The organism is Microbacterium sp. BK668 (assembly GCF_004362195.1).
Classification (GTDB): Bacteria; Actinomycetota; Actinomycetes; order Actinomycetales; family Microbacteriaceae; genus Microbacterium.
The window spans coordinates 1,243,827-1,257,433 of sequence record NZ_SNWG01000001.1 but is presented as its reverse complement, the minus strand read 5'-3'; the positions used below and the strand labels follow the sequence as shown (position 1 = coordinate 1,257,433).

Sequence of the window (13,607 nt, the reverse complement as noted above, 5' to 3'; positions counted from 1 at the left end):
TGGCTCCTTCGGTGAACGTCGATGGGGTGCTCTTGAGAACGTTACTGGGAACGTTTGCAAGAACGATTGCAAGTATGCTTGCACCGCGAGAGAATGTCAAGCAGACGAGTGACAGACAGATCTGAGACCAGGTCGGAAGGTGCGGAGTGAGCGAAGCTCAGGTGGTGACCTTGCGGGACGTCGCCGTTGCGGCAGGCGTGAGTGTCTCGACCGTGAGCCGGGTGCTGGACGAGCGCGTCCGACCGTCTCGGTCCGAGACCGCGGAGAAGGTCCGCAGAATCGCCGACGAGCTGGGGTACCGGCGCAACGTCTTCGCTTCCAGCCTCCGTCGCGGCGAGACCGGCACCATCGGCGCGCTCGTCCCACGGCTGGCGGACACCGTGATGGCGCTCATGTTCGAAGCGATCGAACGAACCGCCCGGTCGCGCGGATACTTCGCGGTCGTCGCCACCTGCGGGGACGACGCCGACGAGGAGCGAGAAGCGACCGAACGGCTCCTCGACCGGGGCGTGGATGGGCTCATCCTCGCCACCGCGCGGATCGATGACGCCCTGCCGGCCTCGCTGCGTGCCCGCGACATCCGGCACGCGCTGGTGCTCCGAACCGACGGAGTGAGTCCGTCGTCGCTCGGGGACGATGCGGCGGGCGGCTACTTCGCCGTGCGCCACCTCGTCGATCTCGGACACAGGGACATCGCAGTCGTCACCGGCCCTTCCTTCACCTCCAGCGCTCAGGACAGGCTCGCCGGCGCCCGCCGGGCGCTCGCGGAAACCGGATCACCGCTCGACGACAGCCGCGTCCTGTCGACCGGCTACGGCGTTGAGTCAGGCGTGACGGCAGGTCAGGCGCTGCTCGAGGCGAAGGAACGCCCGACGGCGATCTTCGCCGCCAACGACAATCTCGCTCTCGGAGTCATCACTGCGGCGACGAAGCGGGGCCTGGTGGTCGGCCGGGACCTGTCCGTCGTCGGGTACAACGACATTCCTCTCGCCGCGCAGCTGCCCGTGCCGCTGAGTTCCGTGCGGGTTCCGTTCGACCAGATCGCGGCATCCGCCGTCGACCAGCTGCTGACGCACGCACCCGCAGGGCAGCTGCGGCGGTTCCTCCCCTCGCTGATTCCGCGCTCGTCGACGGCACTTCCGGCGTAGGTCGCCGGGAGCCCTGACGCGCGGACCTCATCGACGCGCGGTCGCACCGTCCTCGTCGGCGCTCTCGGCGCTGCGCGCCGGGACCAGCAGCACGGGGCACAGCGCGTGAGAGACGCAAGCCGCGCTCACCGATCCGAGGAGGAGGCCGAGGAAGCCGCCGTGGCCCCGCCGCCCCAGCGCGAGCATCGCGGCGTGCGAGGAGTGTGAGAGCAGCACGAAAGCCGGGCGGCCGCGCTCGGTCCCGATCGTGAACCATTCCGGAGGCGGGCCATCGGGGAAGGCGGCCTGACGGGTCGCGGCGACAACGCGTTTCGCGTCGTCCTGCGGATGCGCGAGCTCGTCGGCCGCGCGGTAGTCGTCGTACAGCGTCGTCGCCAGATCCCATACGACCAGCGCATGCACGGGAAGACCCAGCTCGGGTGCGATCTCGATGGCGAGTCGCAGTGCGTCGAGCGAATCGGTCGAGCCGTCGACTCCGACGAGAATGCCCGGGCGCGCCCAGGGAAGCTTCACCTCGGGCGCCTCGCCCGGGTCCGGTTGATCCTTGTCCGACATTGCATCATCGTCGGCCGCCCGCGCGCGACCTTGCGGGTCGAAGGTCCCGCGCGAGCGTGCGCCACGGCTCAGCGTGTCACCAGACGGAATCCCCTCGGATGACAGCATCCGATCCCCCGTCGATGTAGATGATCTGCCCGCAGAGGTGCGCGTTCTCCACCGAGGCCAGCCACACGAGCAGCTCAGCGGCGTCCCGCGGCTCGAAGAAGCCGTTGAGCGGCATCGGCACCATCTCGGCGAGCTGCCAGCGACCCTCCTCCGTCGAGGTGAAGTCCGCCGTCATCGGGGTCCGGACCACCCCCGGCGCGATCGCGTTCAGGGGGATGGAGGCACCGGCCCACTCAGCGGTCGGCGCCGCGCGCCGGATCCACCGCGAAAGGGCTCGCTTGGCGGTGCCGTAAATGAGTCCGCCGGTCTGCGGGTCCGACGCGAGAGCGGAAGCACGCTGAGTCGATGCCGGCTCGTCTTCCCTGGTGAGGGCCTCGAGGAGTGCCTCGTCCGGAGGGAAGAGGGCCGCCATCGACGACACGGCGACCGCGCGGGGAGCCGGGGACGACGCCAGCAGGGGGCGCAGGCCCTGGAGTGTCGCGATCGTGCCGAAGTAGTTCACGGCGACCGTCGCCGGCGTCGGGGAGGCCAGTCCCGCGACCGCCAGCACCGCGTCGACCGTGCCTCCCGACAGATCCCACACGCGGTCCACCAGGTCCGCGCGACCCTCGGGCGTGCCGAGGTCGACGGTCACGTCCGATGGCGAGACGTCGACGCCGATGACTCGGTGACCGCGCTCGATCAACAGCTCCCTCGTCGCCTGCCCGATTCCACTCGCCGCTCCCGTGACGACGTACGTTCGCGTCATGATGCTCCTTTGTCCGATGTGATGGGTTGATCCGCCGCTCAGGACGGATGTGGACGAGGCGCCCCGCCGGCCCCGACGGTGGCCGGAGTCGCCGACGCGCCGACGCCGGCGATCCGACCGAGATCGACGGTCTCTCCGAACTCCGGCACGCGAGCGGTCCAGCCGAGTGTCCGCTTGATCCGCACCCGGAGCGCGTCCGACGCGATCGGCTCCCCATGGGTGAGGAAGGTCCGAAGCGGGGGCCGCTCGGCGCCGCTCATCCACTCGACGAGCTGCCGCGCATCGGCGTGCGCCGACATCATGTCGAGGGAATGGACCTCGGCACGGATCGGGATGTCGCGGCCGTAGATCCGAAGGCTTCGCTCGCCCCGCTGGAGGGCCGCTCCTCGGGTGCCGCCCGCCTGGAACCCTGTCAGCACGATCGCGTTGCCAGGATCGTCCCCGTAGGCGGCGACGTGGTGCAGGACTCGTCCGCCCTCCAGCATCCCGCTCGCGGAGACGATGACCGCGGGCCCGCCTCGGAGATTGATCATCTTGGACTCATCGACGGTGCGCACGAGCGTCGCCGTGCGGTACATGGCATCGAACTCCGGGGGCGTCAGGCGATGCTCTTCGGGAAAGCGCGCGTAGATCTCCGACGCGTCGACGGCCATGGGACTGTTCAGGTAGATCGGAACGTCCGGGATCGCGCCGGACGCCCGCAGTCGGCTGAGGTGCAGGAGCAGGCTCTCGGAGCGCCCGATCGCGAACGACGGCACGATGACGACTCCCCCGCGGCGGCAGATGCGCGTGATGATCTCACCGAGCGCTGCCTCGGGGTCCTCCCGGGGGTGGATGCGGTCGCCGTAGGTCGACTCGGAGATGAGCACGTCCGCGCCGCCGAACGATCGGGGAGGGCGCATGAGCGGATCGTCGACGCGCCCGAGGTCGCCCGTGAAGCGGAGAGCAACCCCGTCGACGATGAGCTCCAACTGCGCGGCGCCGAGGATGTGGCCCGCGGGCACGAACGTCAGCACGGCCCCACCGAGGTCGATCTGCTCGTCGAAGCGATGGGCGGTGAACCGCTCGATGGCCGACCGCGCGTCCTCCTCCGTATAGAGGGGCTTGGGTGGGCGATGCCGGGAGGTGCGGTGACGCTCGGCGTAGCCCGCCTGCTCTTCCTGCAGGCGCCCGCTGTCTGTGAGGATGAGCCGGGCCAGTTCGACGGTTCCGGCGGTCGAATGGATGCGCCCCCGGAATCCGTCGCGCACAAGCGCCGGCAGGTAGCCGGTGTGGTCGAGATGTGCGTGCGTGATGACGACGGCGTCGATGCTCGACGGAGGCACGGGGAAGGGCGCCCAGTTGCATTCGCGCAGGCGCTTGAAGCCCTGGAAGAGTCCGCAGTCCACCAGTATCCGCTGACCACCGCTGTCGAGGAGATACCGGGATCCGGTGACGGTGTCGGTCGCACCGAGGAATCGAAGAGTGGGCATGGGTCGATCCTTTTGGTCAGCGCATCGATGATCGGGTTCGCGACATCCGGGATCTCCTCTGTCGACCCCAGTCGACTCGGTGCCGCCGTGAGGAACCGGGCCGAAGGTCCCGTCGATTCCGAGAGCGGGACCTTGGACCCACACCCGTCCCCGCCCCCGACCTACCGTTCGATCAGATGTGCAGGAAGCGACACCCTCGGAGGTTCTGATGGAACGGCTCGTGCTCGGCTATGACGGCAGCCCGCCCGCAGTGTCGGCCCTCGCGTGGACGGCCGCCCGATGCGCCCGGCTGAGCGCCAAGGTGGACGTCGTGAACGTCGTCACTCCGCTCAGCGACGACCGGGCGGAGGGGTTGCAGCTTCTTGCCGATGCCGAGACCTTCCTTCGAGATCGGATCCCCGGACTGCAGGTGGAGCTTCACAGGCTCGAGGGCCCGATGCCCGACACGCTCGGCGACTTCTCGCAGGGCGCCGACCTGGTCGTGGTGGGCATCAACGCCGGCCGTCCGATTCGGGCGGCTCTGGCGGGGTGGATGCCGCTCCGCCTGGCCGTGGACTCTTCGGCGCCCGTCTGCCTCGTCCCTCCGGGGTGGGTCGAGACCGGGGACCCGATCACGGTGGGGATCGCGGACGACGAGTCTTCGGACGCGGCCCTGGAGTTCGCCGCGCGTGAAGCGAGGCTCACCGGCACGAGCCTCCGCCTGGTGCACGGCTGGCTCATGCCGGCCCCCTCGGCATACGGATCGGGCGCGCTGTCGCTTTCGCCTGACTCCGAGATCGCTCGCCATCGCGCCGTCGTCGACGATGCGGTCGAGCGACTCCTCGAGGACCATCCCACCCTGCCCGTCCAGAGCGAGCTGGTGCGCGACAGCCGCTCCGCCGCACTGCTGCAGTTCACGCGCGAGTCGTCGCTGATCGTGATCGGCACCCACCGCCGGGGCCCGCTCTCCGGCCGGCTGCGCGGCTCGGTCTCGCAGGACATCCTCTGGCGGGCGGACTGCCCGGTGTGCATCGTCCCCGACATCCCCGCAGAGGTGGAGTCGTTGTGAAGGAGGGATTGCCGCGCACGCGTCCTGATGCGAGCGATCCCCAGACGCCCCGATCGCCGGCCGCCTAGGCTCTGCGGCCAGGGCCCCCGGAGCCGTCATGGCCGAGCTGGAACACGGCCGCCTGCGTCCGCCGCTCGAGACCGAGCTTGCTCAGGAGCGACGACACGTAGTTCTTGACCGTCTTCTCGGCGATTCCGAGCCGATCCCCGATCTGACGGTTCGTCAGGCCGTCCGCGATCAGGCGCAGGATCTGGCGCTCCCGCAGTCCCAGCGACCCCAGACGCGCATCGTCGTCGGGCGGGTCCTGCATGCGTGACCGCGCCGACTTCACCGCGACGGGATCGAGCAGCGTGCGGCCCGCCGCGACGGCGCGGATCGACTCGGTGAGCCGCGACGCGCCGATGTCCTTCAGGACGTACCCGGCCGCGCCGGCGAGCACAGCCGCCGAGACCGCCGTGTCGTCGTCGTACGCCGTCAGGATCAGGCACGCGACTCCCGGCAGCCGGGAACGCACATCACGGCACACGTCGATACCGCTTCCGTCGGGAAGGCGGACGTCGAGGACGGCGACATCGGGCTCCGTGGCGATGATCCGGCCGAGCGCCTGGCGTGCCGTGGCTGCCTCGCCGACCACCTGCATGTCGGGCTGGACGTCGACCAGATTCGCCAGCCCGCGGCGGACGATCTCGTGATCGTCGACCAGGAAGACCCCGATCACCCGGCCTCCTTCGATCCGCCCCCCGGCGGAGTCGTCTGCAAGGGCGCCGTCCAGGTGGCGGTGGTGCCCCCGGGCCCGGTCTCGACAGCGAAGCTTCCCCCGCGCCCACGAGCTCGCCCCTCCAGGTTCACCAGTCCGCGCCTCTCGACGTCAGGCGGAATGCCGGCGCCGTCGTCGGTGACGAGGATCGTCACCGCCCCTTCCGAGGCGGACACGTCGATCGAGATGCGATCGGCGTTCGAGTGACGCAGAGCGTTGCTGAGCAGCTCGCGCGCGACCGCCACCACGTCGGTCGCGAGCCCATCCCGCACGAGGTGGTCGACCGGCCCCGTGAACCGGATCGCCGGCGGTCGGTGCCCATGCGAGGAGAGCTCCCCGACGACGTCGAGGAGGCGATGGCGGACGGATGCCTCGTCCCGGTGCGACAGCGCGAAGACGACCGTGCGGATCTGACGCATCGCATCGTCGAGACGCTCGATCGCGTCGATCAGCTCATCGCTCTCGGTGCCCGGACCGAGCCGCGCCGCAACCCCCTGCAGCGCGAGGCCTGTTCCGAACAGCTGCTGTATGACGTGATCGTGCAAGTCCCGGGCGATGCGGCGGCGATCATCCGCGATGAGTGCGCGCTGGGCATCCTCACGGGCCCGCGCGAGTTCCAGCGCGATGCTCGCGCGCGAGGCCAGATCGCCCGCGCTGGAGATCTCCGCCGCCGAGAACGGACGTTCTTCCGGTGAACGGGCGAGCACCACGACGCCCCACATGCCGCTTCGCGATCGGAGCGGGATCGCCAGAGCCGGCCCGTGCTGGCCGTTCCGCGTGACCAGCAGCGCACGAGCTTCACCGCCCGTCCGCCCCTGCGCATGCGGTCGGCCGTCCTCGAGCACTGCTCGGACCGCCGCGGGCATGGGCTCCACGGCTGCGCCCGGGTCGGGGGCCTCGGTCACGCCTCGGAAGGCGGCGACATGCAGGCGGTCATCCTCGTCGAGCTCGAGGACGGCGACGCGGTCCGCCTCCGCGACGCTCCGAAGACGCCCCGCCAGGAGGTCGAGCACGGTGTCGGTGGGGGTGGACACGATGGCCGACCCGAGCTCGGCGGCCGCCGACGCCCACCGCTCGCGGGCCTCGGCGTCGGCGTAGAGGCGCGCGTTGGCGATGGCGAAGCCGACCGTTGTCGCCAGGGCCCCCAGCAGCTGCTCATCTTCCTCGGTGAAATCGCCGTCGCGTCGATTGGTGAGGTAGAAGTTTCCGAACACCTCCCCGCGGACGGTGATCGGCACTCCGAGAAAGCCGTCCATCGCCGGATGGTCAGGTGGGAAGCCGATGGCGCGATGATCGTCCACCATCCGGCTGAGACGGATCGGGCGCGGGTCCTCGATCAGCGCTCCCAGCAGACCATGTCCCGTGGGCAGGGGACCGATCTTCCGGGCCTGCTCCTCGGTGATCCCGACATGGATGAACTCTTCGAGAGCGTCCTTCTCGGGGGTCAGCACGCCCATCGCGCCGTATTCGGCGTCGACCAGCTCGACCGCAGCCTCGACGGCACGCTGGAGCACCTCGCGGAGCTCGATCTGCTCGACCACGGACTGGCTGGCGCGCAGCAGTGCGCGCAGCCGGCCCTCCGTGCGCATGACGCGCTGCCCCTGAGCCAGCAATCGGGTGATCGCCTCGTCGAGGGCCGCCCGGGGGCCGTCCGGAAAGGTGAGCGAGTCGGTCTCGGGCACAGCGTCCACCTCCCGCAGTCGCTGCCAGATCTCAGGCTATTCCCGCGGTTGCCCGCCCGCCAGCATCGGCGGGACCTTCGACCCTCCTGTCCGCCGCAGTCCGCGGTGGCCTGGGGAGCGGAAGGAGCATTTGCCATGACCGACTCCGGAGCGAATGTGCCGGACCGCGCTGCGCCCGCGGCCCCTCCTGCGAGCGAGCCCGCGGACGACCCCGGTCAGGCTGCCCTCCTCCCCCGCTCCGCCACGCGCCAGGCCGTCGCTGTGGCCTGGGGGCTGATCGTCATCGTCAGCGCCCTGCCGGCGATCGGATGGGCGCTGGTCGGTCAGTCGACGCCGCGGTGGCTTCCCTGGCTGCAGGCGGGCGTCGCCGTCGGCGTGGCGCTGAGCGGGATCTGGTGGCGGCCGGCGCGGCCGCTGTGGCGGTTCGCGGTCACGCTGGCGGCGCTGTCCCTGCTCCTCCAGGCCCTCCCCGTGCTCACCCAGGCTCTGCGCCCGCTCGCGGACCTCGCACCGTCAGGCGGCTTCGCCGAGCGGATGATGGTCGAGCAGAGCGCGAAGCTCATCATCGCCGCCGCGATGATCGGAGTGCTCCTGCTTCTCGGCTTCGACAGACGCCGGTTCTTCCTCACGACCGGCGAGCTGGATGCTCCGCTGCGCCCTGCACGCCTTCTCGGGTTTCCGCGGCGCGACCCCTGGTGGAAGTTCGGTCTCGTGTGGGGATTCGGCATCGCCGCGGCGCTCTTCACCGTCCAGTGGCTGATCGCCCGGCCCAGCGCGGCGGAGCTGATCGCCGTGCTGCCACTCCTGCCCGCCATCCTGCTGTTCGCGTCGATCAACGCCTTCAACGAGGAGATGACCTACCGCGCCCCGGTGATCGCGACCCTCGAGCAGCCGCTCGGAAGCGTGCAGGCGCTGTGGATGTCGGCCGCCTTCTTCGGCATCGCTCACTACTTCGGCGTGCCCGGCGGACCTCTCGGCGCCGTCGCGTCGGTCTTCATGGGCTGGATCCTGGGCAAGGCGATGATCGAGACGCGCGGTCTCTTCTGGGCGTGGTTCATCCACACCCTGAGCGACGTGGCGATCTTCACCTTCCTCGCGATGGCGCTCGGCTGAGTCAGGGGAGTCGATCGGAGTGACGCGCTTGTTCCACCGCTACGCCGTCATCGTCCTGACCGCGCTGATCCTCGCGATCGTCATCGGGCTGTCGCTGTCGGAAGCCCCCCGGGCGGCGCGATGGACGGCGACCGTGTGGGTGACGATCTTCGTCGCCTGGACCATCGCCCGCATGGTACGGGACGTCCTCCGAGGTCACGTCGGGCTCGACGTCCTGGCCATCATCGCGATGATCGCCACTCTCGCGGTCGGCGAATACGTCGCTGCGCTCATCATCGTCCTCATGCTCGCCGGGGGCGAGGCGCTGGAGGATTTCGCGGCGCGGCGAGCTCGTCGAGACCTCTCGGCCCTCCTCGACAGATCCCCCCGTATCGCGCACCGGACGAGCGATGAGACGCTTGATCGAGTCGACGACGTCCCGGTCGACGATGTCGAAGTCGGCGACCTGCTCGTGGTCCGCCCTGCGGAGGTCGTTCCCGTGGACGGCATCCTGCTCACCGCCGAAGCGAGCTTCGACGAGTCATCGCTCACCGGGGAGAGCATGCCGGTGACCCGGTCGTCGGGCGACGAGATCCTGTCCGGCGCCGTCAACGGGACCCGGCTCGTCCGCATGCGCGCGATCCGCAGGAGCGAGGAGAGCCAGTACCAGCAGATCGTGGCGCTCGTGCGGGATGCCGAGTCCTCCCGCGCCCCCGTCGTCAGCCTGGCCGACCGCTTCGCCATACCCTTCACCGCCGTCTCGCTCGCCATCGCCGGACTCGCGTGGCTGTTCTCCGGAGATCCGGCGCGCTTCGCCGAGGTGCTGGTCCTGGCGACTCCCTGCCCGCTCCTCATCGCAGCACCGGTCGCCTTCGTCAGCGGCATGTCGCGCGCGGCGCGTTCGGGGATCGTGGTGAAGGATGGCGCCGCCATAGAGAGCCTCTCGCGGATCCGGACCGTTGCCTTCGACAAGACCGGCACTCTCACTCGAGGCAAGGCGATCCTCGTCGACGTGCGGCCCGAGCCCGGTTTCCCCGCCGAGGATCTGCTGCGCCTCGCCGCATCGGCCGAGCAGTATTCGACGCACGCGCTCGCCGACGGGGTCCGCAGCGCCGCCCTCGATCGAGGCCTCGAGCTCGTGAGCGCAACCAGGGCCGAAGAGGTGGCGACCGACGGCGTGAGCGCGCTCATCGCGGGGCGGTCGGTCGCCGTGGGCAAGCGGCGCTTCGTGTCCTCGCTCACCGGCGAGATCGACCCCGCACGGACCGAGCCGGGGGAAGCGGCGGCGTATGTCGCCGTGGACGGGCGCTACGCGGGGAGCCTCATCCTCTCCGACGGTCCGAGGACCGAGGCACGAGGGGTCGTGGGGTGGCTGCGGGAACACGGCATCCCCCGCATCGCGATGCTGACCGGAGACGCGCACGACACGGCCCGCTCGATCGGCGACGCCGTCGGCATCCACGAGGTGCACGCCGAACTGCTGCCCCGGCAGAAGATCGACCTCGCCGCAGGTCTGGCACCACGACCCGTCCTGATGGTCGGGGACGGCGTCAACGATGCGCCCGTGCTCGCCGCCACTGACGTGGGGATCGCGATGAGTGCCAAGGGTGCGACCGCGGCGGGCGAGGCCGCCGCTGTCGTGATCCTCGTCGATTCCCTCGCCAAGGTCGCGGAGGCGATCTCGATCGGGCGCCGAACGATGCAGGTGGCCCTGCTGGCGATCTGGGTCGGTATCGGCGCGAGCATCGGACTGATGCTCGTGGCCACGACGGGCGTCATCCCCGCCGTCGCCGGTGCGCTCATCCAGGAGCTCGTCGATCTCGCGACGATCCTCTTCGCTCTGCGGGCTCTCCGCGGGCCGGCCGTCGAACTCGTGCGCGAGGACCTCGGCGCTGGCAGGACGCCCTCCGCAGCCTCTGCGGGACCTTCGGCCCCTGCCCGCGCCGCCGGCGGGGCGAGCCTGGAGCCATGAACGCGTATTCCGGCCGGGGCTCGCACGGTGATGGGCCGATGGACAGCATCCTGTGGTTTCGAGACATCTCGATGGCGGATCTTCCCCGGGTCGGCGGCAAGAACGCGTCGCTCGGAGAGATGATCGGCTCGCTCTCGCGCGCCGGCGTGCGCGTGCCCGAAGGCTACGCGACGACCGCCGCCGCGTTCCGCGCGTTCCTGCGCCACGACGACCTCGACCGGCGCATCGAGGAGGCCATCTCGAGGCTGGATCCCGAAGACGTCGACGCCCTCGCCGAGACCGCCGCTTCGATCCGCCAGTGGGTGCTGAGCCAGCCCTTCCCCAGCGACCTCGAGCGGGACATCCGCTCGGCGCATGACACGCTGGTCGCCGTTCAGGACCACCCAGCCGACGTGACGTGGGCGGTGCGCTCCTCCGCGACCGCCGAAGACCTCCCCGACGCCTCCTTCGCCGGCCAGCAGGAGACGTACCTCCACATCGCGGGAGCCGAGAACGTGCTGGATGCCGTGCGCAGCGTCTTCGCCTCGCTGTACACCGATCGCGCCATCGTCTATCGCGCGCAGCACGGCTTCGCGGGCGAGTCGGTCGCGATCTCTGCAGGAGTCCAGCGGATGGTCCGGTCGGATGTCGGGTCGTCCGGCGTGATGTTCACCGTCGACACCGAGTCCGGGTTCGACGATGTCGTGCTGGTCACGAGCGCGTACGGCCTCGGCGAGACCGTGGTGCAGGGCGCGGTGAACCCGGACGAGTACTGCGTGTACAAGCCCGCCCTGCGCGCGGGTCGCCCTGCGATCCTGAAGCGCGAGGTCGGCACGAAGGCGATCGCGATGCGATTCGCGGCCGGCACGGGCGTGGGAACGAGCACGGAGACGGTCGACGTCCCCGCCGCGGATCGGGTTGTCTTCAGCATCTCGGACACCGACGTCGAGGAGCTGGCGCGGGCCGCGCTCACCATCGAGGAGCACTACGGGCGCCCCATGGACATCGAGTGGGCCCGCGACGGTCTCGACGGGAAGCTCTACATCGTGCAGGCCAGGCCCGAGACCACTGTCGCGAATCACGACCGGAAGCGGCTCCAGCGGTACACGCTGACGGCGCCGGGCGAAGTGCTCGCCCGCGGCCGCGCCGTCGGGACGAAGATCGGCGCGGGCCGTGCCCGGGTCATGCACGATCTCGGCGAGATGCACCTCTTCCACGAGGGGGACGTGCTGGTCGCCGATCGGACCGACCCCGACTGGGAGCCCATCATGCGCCGAGCCGCGGCCATCGTGACCAACCGCGGAGGCCGCACGTGTCACGCCGCGATCGTCGCGCGCGAGCTCGGCATCCCGGCGGTGGTCGGAACGCTCGATGCGACCCGGACGCTCGATGACGGCGACGGCGTCACCGTCTCGTGCGCCGCGGGCGACGACGGCCTGGTCTACCGCGGGCGGCTCGACTATTCCGTGGAGGAGACGGCGGTCGACGACCTGCCGGCGCTTCCCGTCGAGGTCATGCTCAACGTCGCCGTGCCCGACCAGGCGTTCTCGCTCGCGGCCCTGCCCAACTCCGGCGTCGGCCTTGCGCGCCTGGAGTTCATCGTCAGCACCATGATCGGCATCCATCCGCAGGCCCTCGCGCGCGTCGATGAGGTGCCGGAGCCGCTTCGCGGCGAAGTGCTGGCCCGCACGGCGGCCTATGCGTCGCCGCGGCAGTTCTTCGTGCAGCGGGTCGCCGAAGGGATGTCGAGCATCGCCGCCGCCTTCGCGCCGAAGCCCGTCATCGTGCGACTGAGCGACTTCAAGACCAACGAGTACGCCGGCCTGCTCGGCGGTGAGCTGTTCGAGCCCACAGAGGAGAACCCGATGCTCGGATGGCGGGGCGCCTCCCGCTACGCGACCGAGCGCTTCGCCGACTGCTTCGCGATGGAGTGCGAGGCGCTCAGGTACGTGCGCGACGTGATGGGGCTGACGAATCTCCAGGTCATGGTCCCGTTCGTGCGCACGCCGCAGGAAGCCGAGGAGGCGCTGGCGGCGATGGCGCGCAACGGCTTGAGCCGGGGCGTCAACGGGCTCGAGGTCATGATGATGTGCGAGATCCCCTCCAACGCCCTTCGCGCCGACGAGTTCCTCGAGCTGTTCGACGGCTTCTCGATCGGATCGAACGACCTGACCCAGCTGACTCTCGGCGTCGACCGCGATTCGGAGCTCGTGGCGCCCGCTTTCGACGAGCGCGACCCGGCCGTCCTCGACCTCCTCGACCTCGCGATCGCCGCCTGCAACAGACACGGCAAGTACGTCGGGATCTGCGGCCAGGGCCCGTCGGATCACCCGGATTTCGCCGCGTGGCTCATGGAGCGCGGCATCCGTTCGATGTCTTTGAATCCGGATGCCGTCATCTCGACGTGGCTGCGCCTGGGCGAGCGGGCCGCGATTGCGGCGGGATGAGCGGGAGGCGGCTCGAACCGGGCGCGGTGGCGGCCGCGGCGCCCGGGGCGCGTGGCGGTCGCGGCGCCCCGGGCGCGGTGGCGGTCGGACGGCCCCGGCCGGTGATCATCCCGCGTCTTGCTGCGCACTGATCGATGCGGCGGCTCCGTCCGGCGCCGGTCCGCGCACGATCAGCACGGGGCAATGCGCGTGATGCGCGCAGGCGGAACTGACCGAGCCGAGCATCATGCCGGCGAAGCCGCCGTGCCCTCGGCTCCCGAGGACGAGCATGCCGGCCGTCTTGCTCTCCTCGATGAGGGTGGATGCCGCCGGCCCCGGGACGACTCGCGCACTGAGTCGGGGCGGAGGCGTGTCACCGAAGACCGTGGCGATCGCGTCGCGCTGCGCGGCCTGCGCGTCGTCCTCCGGGGGCCACTCGCCGCGGGAGTAGTAGCCGCCGGACATGGGAGACACCCACGTGGTGATCACTTCGAGCGGGCGTCCCAGGGCCTTCGAGACGCCGTCGGCGTACCGGAGCGCCTCGACCGAGGAAGCGGATCCGTCGACGCCGACGAGGACGCGGGTGGGGTCGGGATCGGGGTTCATGGCGAGAGTATCCC

General features: G+C 70.4%; 11 protein-coding genes. 5 read left to right on the top strand and 6 right to left on the bottom strand.

The genetic code is table 11. From position 1 onward, the window contains the following. Nucleotides 1-146: 146 nt before the first annotated feature. Complete coding sequence (locus EV279_RS05540) at nt 147-1,148, top strand: LacI family DNA-binding transcriptional regulator (protein ID WP_133541883.1); 1,002 nt, start codon at nt 147-149, stop codon at nt 1,146-1,148. 27 nt (nt 1,149-1,175) lie between these two features. On the opposite strand, the gene EV279_RS05535 is transcribed toward EV279_RS05540, so the two are convergent. From EV279_RS05535 to EV279_RS05525, 3 genes are all read right to left on the bottom strand, one after another. Next, the gene (locus EV279_RS05535; RefSeq protein WP_166644464.1) at nt 1,176-1,703 is read right to left on the bottom strand and encodes a universal stress protein; all 528 of its coding nucleotides are present in this window, start codon (nt 1,701-1,703) and stop codon (nt 1,176-1,178) included. A 76-nt stretch (nt 1,704-1,779) separates the two neighbouring features. Continuing rightward, nucleotides 1,780-2,559: an SDR family oxidoreductase gene (locus EV279_RS05530; RefSeq protein ID WP_133541881.1), complete on the bottom strand. Its 780-nt coding sequence runs from the start codon at nt 2,557-2,559 to the stop codon at nt 1,780-1,782. Between the two features lie 38 nt (nt 2,560-2,597). Further along, on the bottom strand, nt 2,598-4,031 hold the full coding sequence (locus EV279_RS05525; RefSeq protein ID WP_133541880.1) for an MBL fold metallo-hydrolase: 1,434 nt from the start codon (nt 4,029-4,031) through the stop codon (nt 2,598-2,600). 208 nt (nt 4,032-4,239) lie between these two features. Between EV279_RS05525 and EV279_RS05520 the strand changes: the two genes are divergently transcribed. After that, nucleotides 4,240-5,079 (top strand): universal stress protein, encoded by an 840-nt coding sequence (locus EV279_RS05520; protein ID WP_133541879.1) that lies wholly within the window; start codon nt 4,240-4,242, stop codon nt 5,077-5,079. Nucleotides 5,080-5,143: 64 nt separating this feature from the next. Here the strand turns inward: EV279_RS05520 and EV279_RS05515 are convergent, their stop codons facing one another. Both EV279_RS05515 and EV279_RS05510 read right to left on the bottom strand, forming a co-directional pair. Next, nucleotides 5,144-5,797, bottom strand: a complete 654-nt coding sequence (locus EV279_RS05515) for a response regulator transcription factor (RefSeq protein WP_133541878.1) — start codon at nt 5,795-5,797, stop codon at nt 5,144-5,146. Next, on the bottom strand, nt 5,794-7,518 hold the full coding sequence (locus EV279_RS05510; RefSeq protein ID WP_166644463.1) for a GAF domain-containing protein: 1,725 nt from the start codon (nt 7,516-7,518) through the stop codon (nt 5,794-5,796). Before EV279_RS05510 ends, EV279_RS05515 begins: the two co-directional genes overlap by 4 nt. A gap of 135 nt (nt 7,519-7,653) precedes the next feature. On the opposite strand from EV279_RS05510, the gene EV279_RS05505 reads away from it, so the two are divergent. The 3 genes from EV279_RS05505 to ppsA are packed head-to-tail and all read left to right on the top strand — an operon-like array spanning nt 7,654 to nt 13,008. Further along, on the top strand, nt 7,654-8,631 hold the full coding sequence (locus EV279_RS05505) for a CPBP family intramembrane glutamic endopeptidase (protein ID WP_166644462.1): 978 nt from the start codon (nt 7,654-7,656) through the stop codon (nt 8,629-8,631). 13 nt (nt 8,632-8,644) lie between these two features. Next, nucleotides 8,645-10,582 (top strand): heavy metal translocating P-type ATPase, encoded by a 1,938-nt coding sequence (locus EV279_RS05500; protein ID WP_208109547.1) that lies wholly within the window; start codon nt 8,645-8,647, stop codon nt 10,580-10,582. After that, on the top strand, nt 10,579-13,008 hold the full coding sequence (gene ppsA, locus EV279_RS05495; protein ID WP_243728449.1) for a phosphoenolpyruvate synthase: 2,430 nt from the start codon (nt 10,579-10,581) through the stop codon (nt 13,006-13,008). The genes EV279_RS05500 and ppsA overlap by 4 nt, the downstream gene beginning before the upstream one ends. Before the next feature lie 105 nt (nt 13,009-13,113). Here the strand turns inward: ppsA and EV279_RS05490 are convergent, their stop codons facing one another. Further along, nucleotides 13,114-13,593, bottom strand: a complete 480-nt coding sequence (locus tag EV279_RS05490; RefSeq protein WP_133541875.1) for a universal stress protein — start codon at nt 13,591-13,593, stop codon at nt 13,114-13,116. Between the last annotated feature and the right edge of the window lie 14 nt (nt 13,594-13,607).